Origin of the sequence: Nonomuraea sp. NPDC059007 (genome assembly GCF_042740555.1) — a bacterium.
Lineage (GTDB): Bacteria > Actinomycetota > Actinomycetes > Streptosporangiales > Streptosporangiaceae > Nonomuraea.
Genome location: NZ_JBHYJD010000097.1, coordinates 1 through 16,424, shown reverse-complemented (window position 1 = coordinate 16,424; position 16,424 = coordinate 1). Strand labels below are relative to the sequence as shown.

Here is a 16,424-nt window from a genome sequence, read left to right as displayed (position 1 = left end):
GGTGCAGATCTCGCAATCCACACCGAACCCGGAAGCCCTTCCTTATGCCAAACCGATCAACCCCTGTACCTAACCTCCGTGGTCAGTACACCTAGGTAGGGGATGAAGTAGAGCCGGATGTGCGCCTCATACGAGCGGCGCGTGGTCGGGTCGATCCTGCGCTTTCTGCGCAGGAACTCCTCCATCCATTGCGCCACCGTGACGGACGGGTTGAGGTCTTGACGGGTGCGGACCTTACGCCGCACCTCCTCCACCGCCGGCAACGCCCGCGTGTCCTTCAGCACCGACAACATCAACTCAGCCACCCTGCGCCGGATGTGCGGATCCTCATCCAACGCCAGCAGCTCACGAGCCTGCCCCAGCTCCGCCTCCACCTCTACCAGCGTCGCGAAGCCCTGACGACGCAGCGGATTACGCCGCCGCCCATCCGCATGCGCGGGCAACTCCAACTGATAGCCCCACCGGCCATGGCTACTACTCCACTGCTCTCCTCCCCCACCAGCTCGGCGCAGCCGAGGGCAGGCCTTGCCGAGCTTCTTGCCCGTCTCCTCATCCCGGCACGAACACGTCTTGAAGATGGTTCCGTTCACCCTGGTGCCTGACCTTTCCTCGTTCCTGGTGTCTGCTGTCGCCGCCCCGGCGAGCGCCCCGCACGCTGATCGCCGCACCGGCAGATGCGATCCGGCCAACGCATGGCGGGCATGGCGGGGGTGATCGATCCCGCCGACGGCCCCCAAGGACACCGTCAGCGGCACCCCACGGGCGTCACCGCCCCAGCACCCGCAACCGGGCCACACCCCCGGCACACGCCGCCGTAGGCGGCCCACAGCGCAACGCGTGGGCGCACCCGACCCGGCGGCGGACGGTATCGACGCCCACCTCCACACCCCGTGTCAAGCGATATCCGCTGGTCACAACCCCGCGCCCTGAACACATGCCGATGGATGAGGAGGCGATACTCGCCTCAGCCGGCAGAGCCAGCAAGAACACCAAAAGCCAGCATCCGGGCCTTCTGACGCTGTGCACGCAGCAGCACGAACGCCGTTCAGCCAGTCAGCGGCACCAGCGTGGAACGATCTGGCCACGGCTCTCCTTGATCAGCCAGCGGAAAACTCCCCTCACTGATCTAAATACCGGCCTGAAGACCCGGGTTAGGACAACGCGGCAAACCAACCCTTGGTCAACCCAGAAAGCACAGACACCACCGAGTCAGCCGAGCAACCACCACACACACGACCTCAAAACCCAGACATTCCAGGGCAAACCACCGCCCCACCCGGGTTTCTATATGCCCGACTTCCATAGATTCGCGGCATCACTATCCGACCCACCGCGACACAGCCAGACACACCCCGACATACGAGAACCAAACTGGGGACCTTTAATCCGCAGGTTCCGAGCTCGAGCCCCGGGCGCCCCACCCTCAGAAACCGCACCCGACCTGGAGCTTCTCGATACTCGACCTTCTTCTGGCGGCCGAAAATGGCCGAGTCGGCGCCCGCACAGTGCTCTTCGGCACGCGTCCGGCGCATGCGGGCGGGTCCACGGTGGGCGCGCGGGCGGCCCCAGGACCCCTCAGGTCAAGCCAGGCCCGAGAGAAGCTCACGGGAAGGGCTTTGCGGAAGAACGGGCGGGCGCTCTAGCTCTAGCGCGATTCCTGGCTCGACCAACCAGCGGCAAAGTAGGAGCCGATTGAGCCTGTCACTTTTTACCCTTTTGCCCCTTCTGTGACTGTGCACCTCGCTGCGACTCGGCTGCTGCTGATCGCTCAAACCCGCCGGGTAAAGGCAGGATCACTAAAGGGTAGTGGGCGGGGTGTGGCTGGAAGGTGGGCAGGGAGGTCTGCTCTCAGTTTGATTGCAGGCGCGTCCATGAGCTGGCAAAGGCGTGAACGGGGCGCGCTGGTTTAGGCGGGTGAGCGTGAATGTGAACTCGGCCGATCACGGGCGGGGGTCCTCAGTCGAGTTCAGAGGACCCCTGCATGTGTGGCTTCAGTCGTATCAGGGCCTAGAAGTCGAACTCGTTCTTTTTGGCACCGTCGATGAAGGCGGCCCATACGGAGGGTGAGACGACGTAGGCGGGGTGGTCTGGGCGTTCGGAGTCGCGCAAGCCGACGCGGCCGTCTGGCAGGGGGGCCACTTCGAGGCAGTCGCCGCTGTCGCCTGAGCGGGTGGCCTTGCGCCAATTGGCGGTCTTGAGAAGCTGTTCGGTCAGTTCGTCCATTTCTCCGCCATCTCCCTAATCAGTTGTATCGAGGCTCTTCGAGGCAGGGCCTCGTCGTGCAGCATCTCGTACTTCAACCTGACTTCTCGGACTCGTCCGCTGTCGGCAGTGAGCTGGCCCATCGTGATCGACTCCAGGTATGCCATGTCCGGCATCCCGGTTCCGCCGGCCAAGATGAAGGCGCCCTGCAAGCCTGTGGTCAGCGAGGAAGTTCGTGGCAGCACGCGGATGTTGATGCGAGGGTGTTCGTCCAATGTGAGAAGTTGTCTCATCTGCTCGGCCATCACCGCCTCGCCGCCTGTCAGTCTGGTCAGGACTCCCTCATCCAGTATCGCCCATAGCGTGGGGCTGCCTTCTCGATGCAGGACGCGCTGGCGCTCCATGCGGGCAGCAACGCTCTGCTCGACTTCTTCGTCGGTGATGCAAGGCTTGCCGCTGAAGATGGCATGAGCGTAGGCCGAGGTCTGGAGCAGGCCCGGGACGATAAGCGGCTGCCAGGTACACAGGATGTCCGCCTGCTGTTCAATCTCGGCTAGTTGAGCCAGCCAGACCGGCCAATGGGCAGCGTGTTCCACAGTCTCGCGCCATCGCCCCAGCAACCCACCCCCCGCGCCCAGAGCGGTGTCGGCGGCGCGGGCGAATTCCTCGTCGGCCGGGCGCTCGCCGCGTTCGACCATGCTGATCTTCGATACCGACCAGCCGAGCGCAGCGGCGAGTGCCTTTTGCCGCATGCCTGCCATTTTGCGGTATTCGCGGAGATGGACGCCGAATTTTGCCCGGGGTGCTATTAGCGCGGGCTCCTGCTCGATGTTTTGCATGGCCAAACGCCTCCGTCTCCATGACACACGAGAATGCACGGGGCATGTGTAGTAGCACACCTGGTTCGTGCCTGGGAAGTGCTTGGCCTTACACCCCGCACGCAGGGGTTATCTGAGATCGTCGTTTCAGGTCAGATTGACGTTCACGGCCAACCGCACCATCGGATGAACTTCTATCCACACCACCATCATTGCTTTCACGCAGCGGCTTGGGCGGTGATCGACGATTAGCGAGGCGAATGCGGTGATCTTCCACGTCCCATCCTCTGAACTTCACAATCTCGGCGCGATTGAGTTGGCGTGTAGTGCGCGGGCGCCGTATCTGGCCCGTCAGGCGATCGACGCCTGGCTAGGGATCGGGCATCCCGCCTCGGAGATCGCCCAACTGGCTACCTCGGAACTGGTGACCAACGCCGTCAAGTACGCCGACGCCAACGGCGGTACGGCTTCCGTCCCAGATATAACAGCTGATGACCCAGAAGGCGTGATCACGCTCAAGCTGTGTCAGGGCAGCGACTACCTGCGGCTGGGTGTCACCGATCCCGGCTCGTCCTGCTCCAAGCCGTCGGCTATCCCGCTGCAGGCGCCGAGTTTGGAGGCGGAGCGGGGCCGGGGACTGGCGATTGTGCAGGCGCTGTCGCGTAACCGGTGGGGCAGCTTTCGGCTGCCGTTATCCGGAGGGCGCGTGGTGTGGTGCCATCTCGACGTCGAGCCGACCCCGGCCCAGATCGAAGAGCTGTTCCTCGCCCCGGCCACGGTGTAGCCGGCCGACCTCGTCTCCCACCTTCCACGCTCAAGCCAACCACCGAGAAGGGCGGAAAAGCACCGTGCGTCGCCATCACCTGCTCGTGGTTACCCGGCCCTGGTAACAGCCGCCCACGTCGGCTGGATCACCGCCGCGCCCGGCAGCATCCCGTTGCCGGTGACGGTGACGGTGCTCATCGGCGGGCCAAGTCTCTTCCTCGGTGTGGTGCTCGGGCGCCGCTGGCGGTCGTGCCGCAAGGCGCTTCACGGCCGTTCGCTGTTCGGCCCCTGAATCACACCCAAGCCCATCCGATTCCCTGTCGTCCCCTTGTTCGTTTCGTGAACTGGAGTTCGTCGTGTTCCGTCGTCATCTGATCAACGGGCTGCTGGTGGCCTTCACCGCCGCTTTCGCGATCTTCTCCGTGGTGGTTCCCGCTGGGGTGGTCCGTCCGGTGGCTCTGATGGTGCTCGGTCTCATCGTGGCCTGGGTGGTCGCGGTGGTGGTGTGGGCTGGTTACGTCGTGTAGCGGCGTCGCAAGCAGAACCAGCCGTCCGCCTGAAACCCGTCATCCCCGCGCCCGGTACATCCGCCGACCGCGCTGCGGCCCCCCCATCCCTTCCCCCTTTCCTGACCGTTCTCGGAGTTGACCATGTCCGATCCCGTTCCTTCGGTGATAGCCGAGCAGGCCGCCGTCTATCTGACCGATCTGCAGCGGGTGTTGCAGGCGCGGGGTTTACTCGCGCGGGTCTTAACCGATGCGGGGCGGTTGCCGCGTCTGCGGGTGATCAACCCGGAGGCCACCACGCTGGTCGAGGTGGTCTCGGCTTCGCCGCGGGAGGGTGAGTGGTTGTTCTGGTGGTCCTGGGCTCAGCCGATCGTTGAGGTGGCCTACCCGGATCGGGCGGCCGATCGTGTGGGGCGGGTGCTGGCGGTGGCGGTTGCGGCCCCGGACACCGCCTGACCGGCACGGGACCACGCCGACCGGGGTCGGGTGCTGTCGGCCCCGTGTCGCGGCCCTGTCGTGGCTGTCAGCGGCCCGGGGACCGGCGGCCCTAAGCCCTGTCACCACGGTGATCCGTCCGTGTGGGGCAGGGCCGTTGGTGGCAGCGCCCTCACCCGCCCCGACCGGGGTGTGCATCTGTTGGTGGCAACTCCGGTCGCAGGCCCTGGGTGGGTGAGGGCAACCCGTAGTGGCTTCTCGGACGGGAACACCGGGTGGTGGGCGACCGTGGCCGGTGTCCTATTCGAGTCCGGGGTGACCGCGTGGTGTGCAGCGCGTGGTCACCGGTGGTGGCTGGCCGGATGTCCTTGCCGGTCAGGTCACCGCCTGGGTGGCGTTTCGCGTGGGTCCCCCGCTCGCGTCGATCGTCGCCTGAGGGGCGGTTCCTCACCTGCTGAGGGAACCATCGCGAACGCCGACGCCGCGATGGGAGGGACCGCCCCCTTCCCCAGGAGGGGACAAGCGAGATTTCAAGGCTTCTCGGGAGCGATGCAGCCGGGCGGACGCGCAGGCCCACCCGGCCGCACTCCCGAGAGTGGGTGACCGCGAGCGCCTCATGCAACCGCGGGCGCGGTCACCCCTTGGGGCGGCTGGCCGGATACCCGAGGAGGTCCGGTCAGCCACCCTCCGAGAAAGACCTGGCGGTTCCCCTTCCGCCCGGTCAACCGGTGGGCGGCCCCCTCCTATGCGCTGGTGCGGAGCGCGGCTGCACAGGCCGCGAGGCGCGAAAGAGGATCCGCCCACCCCTTTTGAGAACTTCATGAACGTCCGGTAGCGGCACGCTCCCAGTCATCGCGGGTGCCGCTACCGGACCCGGACCCCTCCGGCGGGCGGGTTGCGCGCAGGCAACCGTGCCCCCCAAGGGGGGGGGGAGGGGAGGTCGCTGCTCGGGCCCCGCTTTGCGGAGAGCAGCCACACCCTTGGCTGACCGTCCTGGAAGCCCGGTCGGCCAACGCTGATGGCCTTGGTGCAGCCGCTGACGCACCAGGCCATGGCGGGCGGCTCCAGCAGCGTCACACGAGTGTGGGATCCGGGGCCCGCACACGAACGCTGGAGCCGCCACCCCGGGACGCTATGGAAACGTCCGGCAGCGGTGGCGCTACCTCCCTCGTGCCCTGCTGCCGGACCCTTGGGCCTTCGGGACGTAGCGCAAGGCGGGGGGTCACCCTCCCCCTATCGGCCGCTCATCCCGTCCCGAACCCCTCTCCTTCCCGCTGAGGGGACAGGAGACAAGGGGAAAGGGGAGGTAGGTCAGCGTGCGGCTGACCTACCTCCCCCTTTTGGTTAGCCAGTTGCGACTCCCTAGCTGGTGGGCAGGTGGATCACCGTCCCACCCGTACCCTCTCCTCCAATCGCCCCGTCCTGTGCACTCCGTCCAGAGCGGGTGATGCGCCGAGAGGGCAGTAGTGGCCGGGGTGTGGGTGCGGGGGTTCCGGTCAGCAACGCGGCGGTGGCCTCGGCTCCTGCGGCAGCCGCTTCGGGGTAGACGCTGATGTAGGTGTCGCGGGTGAAGGACGCCGTGCGGTGCCCGAGCGCCTTTTGCACCAGGACGGCATCCGCCCCGGCCGCGAGCATCGCTGTGGCTGCCAGGTGCCGCAGGTCATGCAACCTGATCGGTGGCAGTCCGGCCTGGTAGCAGATCGCGTAGAAGCGGTCCGTGACGTGCTGCGGGTGCAGCGGCCGGCCGATCTCGTCGGTGAAGACGAACCCGGACTCCACCCAGTCCGCACCCGCGGCGGCCCCCCGATCCCAAGCGGACAGGTGCAACCCGGCGACCTCGCCTTCTTCCGTATGGAGCCCGACGGGCGCTAACCCCCGCCCACGGGCCCTGTGGCAGCAGGACGGTATCCGTGGCCGTGTGGGGCGCGGAATGCCGTACCGGCCGCCGTAGGGCCATACCGGGCCCACACCGCCCGGACCATGAATGCCTCCCGTCGGACACCGTGACGGCGTCGGGTGATGCCATGGGTCTTGCGTCGCGTCGATGTAAATCTGCAGGTGGAGTGCCTCTTCGTTTCCTGAAACGTGTGGTCACGCAGAGCGAGTTAGCCGATACTGGCCGGGATATCTCCAGCAGTTCTTAATGAAGGCGCCCCCATGTCCGCTGTACGGCTCGCCGCGTTCCCGCTCGTCGTCACCCTCTCCAAGGACTCCGACGAGCCGATCAAGATCCGAGCCAAGCACAAGGTCGCCGGCATGCTCCCGCTCTACCGCAACCAGGTCAGGCGCCTCGACCGAAGCTGGAACATCCCCGGCACCTACGTCCTGCTCGACCGCCCCGATGCAGAGCGAACTGCGTTGATCAAAGCGGGCAAGCATCCCCGGATCATGAGGGCGGACATCTGACCTGACGCCTGAGCCGGTGGTGAAGGAGGTGTGCCCCGGCCAGCACACTTGACTTGTGCTGGGCGGGGCATGCCCCCTACATCACCGGCTCAGGCGTCAGCGCGGCCGTCCTCCTCATACTCGTCTTCTTCGTACTCCTCTTCGTCATTGTGGAGTTCTCCGCCGAAGATGCGGCAGGCGAGTTCTTCCTCGACGGTGAGCACTACCGCCCGCAGTTCGGTGATCCCGGTGTTCAGGGCCTTGTGGAGGCGGTGCCAGCCGTCGATGATCAGCATGCCGCCGTTCGGTACCGGGGCCACGATGAGCGCCTCGGACAGATCTACCCGGGCGGCGTGCTCGGTGTTGATCGTGATCAGGCCGAGCATGCCTTTCCACGCTGCGGGGTCGAGCCGGCCTTGCGGTTCACGGCCCCGGGCGAGCCGTTTGGCGGCGGTGACGTCCCATCGCCAGGCCAAGATCTGGAACCATTCCACCTCCGAACTGTCCACCGGCCCGGGCGTCGGCCTGGTCGTGGCCGCCGCCTCAGAGGTGGCCAGGGTGGCGGAGGCGGGGTGGCCGGTGGCGGTGCGGTCGCTCATGCCGTCGGCTCCTGCCCGGCCGAGTTGGAGGGAGCCTGCTCGGGCTCCGCGGAGGCCGGCGCGAGGGCTTCGGCTTGAGCGATGAAGGTCCGGGCCGCGTCTCGCCGGATCAGGGCCATGGCCCGGTTGAGGTGAATGAGGGCGAATTCGTGCTCGACCTCCGGTCCGAGGACGCCGACGACCATGGCGACATCCGGTGTGGGGTCGTCGTGGTCGAGGTAGGAGCTGATCCAGGACGCGAATTTGGCCAGTGTCTGCTTCTGGGTCAGGCCCTGGCTGCGTCCCGCGTGGCGGATGTGCCGGTCGACCAACAGCCACCAGGTGGCGATGGTCTGGGCGCGCAGGGTGTCGTAGAGCTGCTCGGCGGAAAGGTGCTCCCCCTGACCCAGCCTGCGGGCGATGTCGTCGGCAATATCTCGCCGCGTCGTGCGGGCCTGCTCGATGATGGCCTCCATCGACAGCGCCTCGCCCGGCGCGAGGGCGGGGGTGGCGTCAGTTTCGGTGTCGGGTGCGGGTTTCGGGGCGCCGGGGCTCTGTGACCGGTCGCTCATCGGGTTGTCCTTTCGTGGGGTGGTGACGTCAGCGCCGAGCGACGCTGACGGGGTCGGTCGGTCGGGGGGGTTCACGGCGTGTGTGTCGTGGTCGGGGACAGCGCCGCACGCGTGGCCGGAGACGCGGCCGGATGGCCGGGGCCGGGGTGGTGGTCTCCCGGCATGCCGGGGCCCGGAGGGTCGGCTTCGTCGCCGGGCTCGGTGGCGAGGTGGTGGGTGAGGAGGTGGCCGCTGGCGGTGAGGAAGTCGCGGGCGGCCCGGCGTGAGGCGTGGGCGAGGGCGTGGTCGAACAGGGTGCCCGGTTGCGGGGCGGGGGGTTCGCCGGTGAGGTAGTGGCGGGCCCAGGAGCGCACCCGCCGCACTGCGTGATCACCGGTCAGCTTCTTGGTGGTGATCTCCACCTCGACCCGGTCCCACCAGGCGCGGACGGTCTGGGCGTGCGCGGCGGCGAACATCTGCTCGCCGACCAGTCTCCGCCCGTTCTGCAAGATGGAGACGGCTTCGGCCGCTGCCGCGTAGCAGGCGTGCCGGGCGGAGGTGATCTTCTCGGCGGTCAGCTCGTCGAAGGAGCGGTACCTCTGCTCGGTGTGGTTGGCGTTGCTGGTCGAGGCGGGGGCGGTGTGGTCCGCCCCGCCCGGCGGGCCCGGTGGGGGCAGGGGGCCGGGCTGGACGCGATCATCCATGGGGTGTCTTTCTTTCGTTGGACGGTTGGGACAGGTGGGGGGTGAGGGTCTGGGGAGGGCCGCCGGTGGCCGGGTTCACGGCCGGTAGTGGGTGGCGTCGTCCGCTGTTGTCGTGGGGATAGGGCCGGTGGCGGGGCTGGCGGGTGTCTCGCTCTGCTGCGGTGAGGTGCTCACCTGCTGGTAGCCCTGGGTTCGCGGGCGGAGCGGACAGTTGGTGTGGCTGTCGCTGTTGTCGGCTTGGAGGTCGGCCAGGTATTGGGAGTCGTGCAGGAAGTCGCGGGCTCCCCGGTGGATCAGCCGTTGGGTGAGTTGCCCAAGCGGGGTGCGCGGGTGGTTGCACGTGAGGGACCTTCGGGCCCCTGCGCGGGCGCGTTGAACGGCGTGGCCGCCGTCGACGCCTTCCTCGCGCATCACCTTGAGGACCCAGGCCCACTGCCGATGTACGTACTCCAGGGCGAAGATTTCGGTCAGGTCGGCCTCGGCCAGGTCGCCGCCGAGGTAGGTGGCGGCCAGGTGGTCGCTCGCGGCTTTGGCGCGTGCGTCGGCGCGTTCGTGGTGCAGCAGCACCAACCGGTCGATGGGGCACTGGCTGGCGGTATCCATCAAGGGGTTCTCCTTCGCTTTGATGGGCGGGACAGGCAAGGGCGGGGGCGGGGGTCTGTCCGGGTTAGTCATCGGTCTGCCTGACGGCAGGCCCGTTCTGGGCTGAAAATCGGGGGTGGTTGCCCGCCGACGTCGTCTCTTCTTTGGTCCGGTCGAGGCCGTGGGTTAGTCGGACGCCGGGAGCCGCGCTGTGGGCCCTTCACTGTGCTTCGAGCACGCGGATTAGATTCGCTCGTTCCCTTGCGGCTCTTGCGGGCAGCCCGTGCAGGGTGCAGGACCGGAATCGTCGGGAGGCTCGCATGCTGGAGGAAGCCAAGGACAGCGAGGAGATCATCGAACGCGTCGCGGCGCTGGACATCGGCAAGGCGTCGCTGGTGTGTTGTGTGCGGGTGCCGGATGAAGCGCGCAGGGGAAGGCGGTTGCAGGAGGTCGAGACGCACTCGACGATGACCCGCTCGCTGCTGGCGTTGGCCGACCACCTGCACTGCCTGGGGGTGACCCGGGTGGTGATGGAGGCCACGTCGGACTACTGGAAACCGGTCTTCTACCTGTTGGAGGCGGCCGGGCTGGAGACCTGGCTGGTCAACGCCCGTGATGTCAAGCACCTGCCCGGACGGCCGAAAACCGACCGGCTGGACGCGGTGTGGCTGTGCAAGGTCGCCGAGCGGCAGATGCTGCGTCCCAGCTTCGTCCCGCCCGCCGACATTCGTCACGTGCGGGATCTGACCCGCTACCGCGTCGACCTGATCACCATGCGCACCGCCGAGAAGCAGCGCGCGGAGAAGCTGCTGGAGGACGCGCAAATCAAGCTGTCGGTGGTCGCCTCCGACATCTTCGGCGTCTCGGGCCGGGCGATGATGGATGCCTTGGTGGCCGGGGAACGCAGCCCCAAAGCGCTGGCCCAACTGGCTCGATCCACGCTGCGCCGCAAGATCAGCGCGTTGGAGGAGGCGTTCACTGGCCACTTCACCGGCCACCACGCCTTCCTGCTGGGGAAGATGCTGACCCGAGTGGACCAGCTGACCAGCGACATCGCCGAGGTCGATACGGCAATCGAGGAGTTGATGACCCCTTTCGCCGACGCGGTGGCACGCCTGGATGACATCCCCGGTATCGGCATCACCGGGGCGCACGCCATCCTCGCCGAGATCGGGCTGGACATGAGCCGCTTCCCCACCGCGGGACACCTGGCCTCCTGGGCTCGGTTCGCTCCCGGGGTCAAGGAGTCGGCGGGCAAGAAGAAGGGCCGGGGCGCGACCGGCCACGGCAACCCCTACCTGGCCCGGGTGCTGGGCGAGGCCGCCGTGGTGGCCGGCCGTAGCAACACCTTCCTGGGCGAGCGCTACCGGCGCATCGCCCGCCGCCGCGGTACCAAACGCGCCATCGTGGCCGTCGGCCGCTCCATCCTGACCATCATCTGGCACCTGCTGTCCGACCCCGACAGCCACTTCATCGACCTGGGCGCCGACTTCTACGACCGGCGCGTGGGCACCGAACGCAAGAAGCGCAAGCACATCCGCGAGCTCGAAGCTCTGGGCTACCAAGTCATCCTGGAACCAGTCGCCTGACCCGCGGAGCTGATCACCTACCCCGACGCACCTCCGTCCGCCGGGGTACGCTGCCGCCTGCATGCTTACTCTCCGATTTTCGGATTAGAAGACGGGGGGCTCGTTCCACGGGTCGGGCAGGGGCCCGGCGTGTCCGCCGTAGGTGTCGTCTGGGCGGGCATCCGGCGTGGGTGGTGTGGTGAGGGCGTCGGCGAGTTGCCGGGTTTTGTCGAGGAAGGTCTGGGCGGCGGCGCGGCGTGATTCGGCCATGGCCAGCGCGAAGGCCCCGCCGTAGGGGGTGCGGGCCTCCAGCAGGAACTGCTGGGCGCGTTGCCGTACGGTCAAGACGGCGGTGCCGCCGTCGACGGTGTTCTCGATGCCGTGGGTGAGGTCGGTGACCTGCTGCCACCAGGCCAGATGGTGGTAGTGGTCGGCGATGCGGCCCAGGTCGTAGTCACCCAGATTTCCCTCCTCATCGAGGGAGCAGATGTGGTCGAGGGCCTCGCTCAGCGCATGGCGGGCGTTGGTGGCGTACTGGCTGGCGATGTCTTCGAGTCGGCCCATGGCGATGATCTCCTTCACGGTCGGGGCGATGGGGTGTGGTGGGCGGGTGTCCGGCCGGGGCATGGGCCGGGGCGCTGGCGCGGTATCCGGGGGTGGGGGCGTCCGGGGTGGGGCCCGTGCCGTAGCGGCGCGGGCACCGGGCCGGGTAGCCGCCATGCCCGGTTGGGCCGTGCCGGGGATGGTGGTGGGCCCTACCCGGCCCCACGTGGGGGCCGAGTGTGTGGCGGCGGGGTCCGGTACCGCCCACGTGCCGGGGCCGCACCGGACGCCGGGGGTGTCAGGTGGTGGCCAGCATTCGGAAGGCGCGGGTTTTGAGCTTGGCGTTGTCGTGGTCGTCGAGCAGGGCGCGCTCGGCGCGGACGGTGGCGACATCGCGGCTGCCGAAAACGGGGCTCTTGTGGTCCAGCCGCTCGGTCACCGCGTTGTAGGCCGCCCACCGCGTGTTGCGGATGGGCTCTTGGGTGGGCGCCTCGTTGAACAGGTACTCCAGCTCCCGCATGGTCAGGTCGTGATTGCGTTTGGCCTGGTCTTTGGCGTCCGAGGGGAGGGGGTGCAGGCGGGTGGCGAACTGACGGAATTCCTTGCGGTCCATCGGGATCGCGAGGAGCTTCTCGGCTTCGGCGGCGAACGCCTCGCCGTGCTTCCACGTGAGCTTGAGCGCTTCCCGGGCTTCGGCGATGCGCCCGGCGACATTGCCGGTGTGGCGGACGGTGAACCTGGAGGCGTGGTTGGCCAGCGCCGCGCGTTCGGTGTTCGCGCACACCACCCGCACGGGGGTGGCGACCGTGGTGAACGACCCCCACCCGTCATGCCGGGAGAACGCGGCCAGATACAGGTCGATCTGATCGAACCCGCCCACCATGAGCGGCTCGGGCAGCCGCATGGTGATGAACACCCGCCGCCCGTGATTCAGCGACCCGCCGGTGTCGAAAATCGCCCCCGACTCATCCACCAACGTCTGGAGAAAGTCACAGACCTCCTCGTTTTGCAGCGGCTGGTACTCCCGCCCGACCCGGCCGAGCCGTTCGGGCTTGCCCGTTACCGGGTTGGTGCGCACCGTCAGGAAGTCCTCATCCGTGACGACCGGCTGGCCAGTGACGGGGTCGGTGACCTGGCCGACCGACAGTTTGCGGACGTTCCATCGGGCGAGTTGGGCGTTGGACAGCAGTTCCTCGGCGGTCATCGGGCCGGGCGCGGTGTAGCCGAGCCCGTGCCAGCCGGGCTTCCCGGCGGCGGCGAACCCGGCCGAACCGTTGGCGAAGATCTCGATTTCGTGAGGCATGACGGTGTTTCCTTTCTGAGGTGCCGACGTGCGGCGTTGTGGTGTGTGGCGTTTGGTGTGCGGGCATGCGGAACAGACGCGATGCCGCGAAGGGTGTTGGAGGTGGGTCCGATCCCGGCCCGGAGCGGGCCGGTGGCCGGTGATCTGTGCGGGCTACGTGCCCGTCTGGCGCGTGGCCGGTGCCCTGACAGTGGGGCAGTGCGGGGCTGGGTTGGTTGCGGTGGGGGTGCGGGGTGGCGCCTCCGGGCTATGGGGCGGGCGGGGCTGTAGGGGTGTCCCGCCCGTTACCCGGGCCGGGGCCGGGGCGGGCCGGTCAGGGCGGCCCGCCCGCGCCCCGGCTCAGCCGCCGGAGGTGTCAGCCGCCGCGCCGTCCCCGGCAGCGTCGGCGGGGTTGGCGGGGGGCACGGCGGAGGTGTTGGCCGGGGCGGGGTTGGCGGTGGGGGCGAGGGCGAACCGGCGGGGCCGCTCGGTCGTCGGAACCGCGTCGCCGAGCTGGACCAGCCGGTCCAGGGCGTTGGCCACCGCGCCGGACGAACGACCGCCCAACGCCTTCGCGATCTCATGCGAGGTGAACTCCTTGCCGGGGAATTCGATGAGGTGCGCGTGAACCAGGTCCCGCAGCCCGCCCGGCCGCGTGCTGCCGCCGATGCCCACACCGACACCAGCACCCGGTACGGCACGGGCCGGGGTGACGGTGCCGGTCAGCGCCGCCCGAACGGTGCGGTGCGCGGCGGCGACCTTCGTCATCGCCATTTCCAGGCACCCCAACGCCATCACGGCGTTCCCCTCGTCCTTCGCCGTGAGCACCCCGTTGAACAGGTCCGCCAGTTCCGACAGGTCGGCACGGGCCCGCGCCCACGCCGGGTCATCCGCCACCGGCTCAGACTCCGGCTCGTCGGCGTCGGCGTCGGCGTCGGCGTCGGGATTCGCGTCGAGGTCACCGTCCACCTCGCCCGGCTCATGACCGGCCGTCTCCTCGGTCGGGTCCGTCTCGTCATCGGTCGGCTCGTCCGCCGGGGCGGGGTCGGCCGAACCGATGCCGGACGGGACAACCTCCTCCTCCGGAGCGGGGGCCGTGTCGGCGCCTGGCGTGTCCGTGCCGGGCGCGGGGGTCGCGTCGGGTGCGGCGTCCGGCGTTTCGGGGGCCGGTGCGGGCGCGTCGCCGTTGCCGGTCGGCGCGGCGGTGTCCACCGTGGCGGCGGGGGTGGCGCTGGGGGTGATCGGGAACCACCGGTCAGCCGCCCGGCCGCGCCCGCCGTCGTTCACGCCCGGCTCACGCAGGGCGTGCCCGTCGGCTTCGAGCTGGTTCAGGATCTTCCCCGCCAGCACCCGGCTCAGGTCGGCCGCCGCCCCGATCATCGTGGTCGACCCGCCGGGCTCGGCCCTCAGCGCCGCCCACACCGCCCCCACACGCCCGTCCGCGTCCGTCGCCGGGTCAGTGACCGGGTCAGTGGCCGGGGCGGTGGCGTCGGGGCTGTCAGGGGCCGTCAGGGGCGCGGCGTCGACCGGGCCGGTAACGGCGATTTCCGCATCAGTGGCGACGGTTTCGGTGACGGTCATTTCCGGTGTGTGAATAGCCATTTCGTGACGCCCTTTCCCATCGAATTCCCGGCCCGGTGCGGGCCGGTGTTTTTCGTTTGCGTCACGACCATCCCTCGCACATAACCCGGCTGGCAAGCCGACCGGCCAATAAATAGTGTCACCGCAACGGCTGGAGAGGCTGCCCTAACCAACAACGCTCCGATCTGCGAAAACATCTCGCGAGAAGGCGACGGTTTCGACTTGACATCCCGAGCCGGCCCGGCTCTTCACCCCACGAGAAGACGACGGCGGACGATACCCAATTGCCCGAATAGCATCGTGAAGAATCTTCGAGGTGAATGCGCATTCGGGTTGACATCAATACCGGGTCAAGCGTCCATGGAATTAGGCGGGAAACGCCGCCGATAAACGTATCCGGCCAACGCGCCGGGAAACGAAAGGGAACGCCACATGACCCACACCGGCACCGACACGGGCACCGCGCGCCGCACCGTCGAACCCGCCCACGCCCGCGCGCTAGCCGAACACGGCCCCGGATGGGCGATCATGTGGGACGACCGCCACGATCAGCCCGTCATCATCCGCCCCGAACGCGGTGACGATGGCACCCTGCTCGAAATCTGCCCCTTCGAGCACATGTTCGGCCTCGGTGGGTTTTGTGACAGGTGCGGTTACGCCCACACCTGCGACCAATGCGTGCCCAGCGGGCCATCCGGCTTCGAGGTGATCGCCGCCCACATGACCGACATCCTCGGCGACTACTACCTTGACCGAGCCGACATCGCCGCCCACATGCCGCTCACCCTGCCCTACACCCGCGCGCTCGCCGAACACGGCATCCGCCGCCGCTTTCAGGGCACCCGGCACGGCGACACCTTCTATCAGCGCTACGTCTCACCCGATGACCGTCACTTCTATGTGATCATCCCCATCAACCCCCCGCCCGCCGACGCGCCCGCGCCCGCACTCACGATCGAGTGGATCTACCTACGCCCCCACCCCTGCCCCTACACCACCGACCACCCCGCCCCTCAGACCCACATCCCCGCCGACACCCCGCCCGCCGACATCGCCGAACTCATCGTCGCCCACCTCGCCATCCACCCACCCGCCACCCGCGGCATGAACGCCCCCGAGAACCGCGCTCACCTACGCGGGCCAGTGGCCACCGGCCCCGACACCACCGACGACACAGACGGGCCTGACAGCCCCACCACGCCCGCCACCGCATAGCACCCGCCCCCGGCATGTCTACGGCCCCGGCACCGCCCCACGTGGCGGACCGGGGCCGTAGACATGCGTGCCCGGCCGGTCAGTCCGCGTCGGCGAACCCGTACCCGGTGGCGTCATCCAACGCCGCCAACCCCAAACACCCCACCCGGCACGGCTCACCCGCCCCGGCATCACACGCCTCACACGCCCGCGCCGGATCAGCCGGACGGAAGATGCCGACCGGGCCGCCGGGTAGATCCGCCGCCCGCGTGACGTAGCGGGCCGGGTTCAGCGTCACATCCGTGGGCCGCACATCCGCCGCCGCAACCGCCATAAACTCGCCGTCGAATTCGTTCGCATTACACGCCATTTCTTCCACCTTTCTACTTTCTCTCGCCGACATTCCTATTTTATCTCGATAGCGGCAACAAAAAAGGAGTGCGGGACTTTATCTCGCGATAAAAGGGTAAAGTTTTCCGGCGGAATTCACAGCCGCCGCACCACCCCGGGCCGGGTGCCCGGCCACCGGCACACCGCCCGAGCCGGGGCCGCACGTCCAGAACCCGTTTGACCTGCTCGTTCGGAGGTTCGGCTCGTCGTTCACGGCGAGGTCACCGCGAGGGCCGGCCCGCGGCTGGCCGCGGGCCGGCAACTGCTGATGGGGGAGAAAGAAAGGGGAAGACGTAAAGGGCGGAAGAAGGGAGGAGAAGATGGTGTAGGCATCCACGAG

The 16,424-nt window shown here is 68.2% G+C and carries 18 protein-coding genes; 6 read left to right on the top strand and 12 right to left on the bottom strand.

Annotated elements, in window-relative coordinates; genetic code table 11:
- Positions 1-56 precede the first annotated feature (56 nt).
- From ACFWY5_RS57135 to ACFWY5_RS57125, 3 genes are all read right to left on the bottom strand, one after another.
- On the bottom strand, positions 57-590 hold the full coding sequence (locus ACFWY5_RS57135; RefSeq protein ID WP_379640272.1) for a hypothetical protein: 534 nt from the start codon (positions 588-590) through the stop codon (positions 57-59).
- Between the two features lie 1,417 nt (positions 591-2,007).
- Positions 2,008-2,223, bottom strand: coding sequence for a DUF397 domain-containing protein (locus tag ACFWY5_RS57130; RefSeq protein WP_379640271.1), 216 nt, complete (start codon positions 2,221-2,223; stop codon positions 2,008-2,010).
- Positions 2,211-3,041, bottom strand: coding sequence for a helix-turn-helix domain-containing protein (locus tag ACFWY5_RS57125; RefSeq protein ID WP_379640270.1), 831 nt, complete (start codon positions 3,039-3,041; stop codon positions 2,211-2,213). Before ACFWY5_RS57125 ends, ACFWY5_RS57130 begins: the two co-directional genes overlap by 13 nt.
- A 244-nt stretch (positions 3,042-3,285) precedes the next feature.
- Between ACFWY5_RS57125 and ACFWY5_RS57120 the strand changes: the two genes are divergently transcribed.
- From ACFWY5_RS57120 to ACFWY5_RS57110, 3 genes are all read left to right on the top strand, one after another.
- Positions 3,286-3,804: an ATP-binding protein gene (locus tag ACFWY5_RS57120; protein ID WP_379640269.1), complete on the top strand. Its 519-nt coding sequence runs from the start codon at positions 3,286-3,288 to the stop codon at positions 3,802-3,804.
- 337 nt (positions 3,805-4,141) lie between these two features.
- Positions 4,142-4,312, top strand: coding sequence for a hypothetical protein (locus tag ACFWY5_RS57115; protein ID WP_379640268.1), 171 nt, complete (start codon positions 4,142-4,144; stop codon positions 4,310-4,312).
- Positions 4,313-4,435: 123 nt separating this feature from the next.
- Complete coding sequence (locus ACFWY5_RS57110; protein WP_379640267.1) at positions 4,436-4,747, top strand: hypothetical protein; 312 nt, start codon at positions 4,436-4,438, stop codon at positions 4,745-4,747.
- 1,341 nt (positions 4,748-6,088) lie between these two features.
- On the opposite strand, the gene ACFWY5_RS57105 is transcribed toward ACFWY5_RS57110, so the two are convergent.
- Positions 6,089-6,553 carry a tyrosine-type recombinase/integrase gene (locus tag ACFWY5_RS57105; protein ID WP_379640266.1) on the bottom strand — a complete coding sequence of 155 codons (465 nt, stop codon included), beginning with the start codon at positions 6,551-6,553 and terminating at the stop codon, positions 6,089-6,091.
- 330 nt (positions 6,554-6,883) lie between these two features.
- Between ACFWY5_RS57105 and ACFWY5_RS57100 the strand changes: the two genes are divergently transcribed.
- Positions 6,884-7,132, top strand: coding sequence for a hypothetical protein (locus tag ACFWY5_RS57100; protein ID WP_379640265.1), 249 nt, complete (start codon positions 6,884-6,886; stop codon positions 7,130-7,132).
- Between the two features lie 89 nt (positions 7,133-7,221).
- Here ACFWY5_RS57100 and ACFWY5_RS57095 read toward each other — a convergent pair whose 3' ends face one another.
- The 4 genes from ACFWY5_RS57095 to ACFWY5_RS57080 all read right to left on the bottom strand — a co-directional run bounded on the left by ACFWY5_RS57095 (position 7,222) and on the right by ACFWY5_RS57080 (position 9,547).
- On the bottom strand, positions 7,222-7,710 hold the full coding sequence (locus ACFWY5_RS57095; protein ID WP_379640264.1) for a hypothetical protein: 489 nt from the start codon (positions 7,708-7,710) through the stop codon (positions 7,222-7,224).
- Positions 7,707-8,261: a hypothetical protein gene (locus tag ACFWY5_RS57090; protein WP_379640263.1), complete on the bottom strand. Its 555-nt coding sequence runs from the start codon at positions 8,259-8,261 to the stop codon at positions 7,707-7,709. Before ACFWY5_RS57090 ends, ACFWY5_RS57095 begins: the two co-directional genes overlap by 4 nt.
- 71 nt (positions 8,262-8,332) lie before the next feature.
- On the bottom strand, positions 8,333-8,944 hold the full coding sequence (locus tag ACFWY5_RS57085) for a hypothetical protein (protein ID WP_379640262.1): 612 nt from the start codon (positions 8,942-8,944) through the stop codon (positions 8,333-8,335).
- 75 nt (positions 8,945-9,019) lie between these two features.
- Positions 9,020-9,547, bottom strand: a complete 528-nt coding sequence (locus ACFWY5_RS57080; RefSeq protein ID WP_379640261.1) for a hypothetical protein — start codon at positions 9,545-9,547, stop codon at positions 9,020-9,022.
- Positions 9,548-9,846: 299 nt separating this feature from the next.
- Here ACFWY5_RS57080 and ACFWY5_RS57075 point away from each other — a divergent pair, with 299 nt between their 5' ends.
- A complete protein-coding gene (locus ACFWY5_RS57075) occupies positions 9,847-11,115 on the top strand; it encodes an IS110 family transposase (protein ID WP_379640260.1) in 1,269 nt (422 codons plus the stop codon).
- 84 nt (positions 11,116-11,199) lie between these two features.
- On the opposite strand, the gene ACFWY5_RS57070 is transcribed toward ACFWY5_RS57075, so the two are convergent.
- The 3 genes from ACFWY5_RS57070 to ACFWY5_RS57060 all read right to left on the bottom strand — a co-directional run bounded on the left by ACFWY5_RS57070 (position 11,200) and on the right by ACFWY5_RS57060 (position 14,500).
- Positions 11,200-11,658 (bottom strand): hypothetical protein, encoded by a 459-nt coding sequence (locus tag ACFWY5_RS57070; protein ID WP_379640259.1) that lies wholly within the window; start codon positions 11,656-11,658, stop codon positions 11,200-11,202.
- Between the two features lie 277 nt (positions 11,659-11,935).
- A complete protein-coding gene (locus tag ACFWY5_RS57065) occupies positions 11,936-12,940 on the bottom strand; it encodes a DUF932 domain-containing protein (RefSeq protein ID WP_379640258.1) in 1,005 nt (334 codons plus the stop codon).
- Positions 12,941-13,279: 339 nt separating this feature from the next.
- A complete protein-coding gene (locus ACFWY5_RS57060) occupies positions 13,280-14,500 on the bottom strand; it encodes a hypothetical protein (protein WP_379640257.1) in 1,221 nt (406 codons plus the stop codon).
- 432 nt (positions 14,501-14,932) lie between these two features.
- Between ACFWY5_RS57060 and ACFWY5_RS57055 the strand changes: the two genes are divergently transcribed.
- Positions 14,933-15,715: a hypothetical protein gene (locus ACFWY5_RS57055; RefSeq protein ID WP_379640256.1), complete on the top strand. Its 783-nt coding sequence runs from the start codon at positions 14,933-14,935 to the stop codon at positions 15,713-15,715.
- 79 nt (positions 15,716-15,794) lie between these two features.
- Here the strand turns inward: ACFWY5_RS57055 and ACFWY5_RS57050 are convergent, their stop codons facing one another.
- Positions 15,795-16,073, bottom strand: coding sequence for a hypothetical protein (locus tag ACFWY5_RS57050; RefSeq protein ID WP_379640255.1), 279 nt, complete (start codon positions 16,071-16,073; stop codon positions 15,795-15,797).
- Positions 16,074-16,424 lie beyond the last annotated feature (351 nt).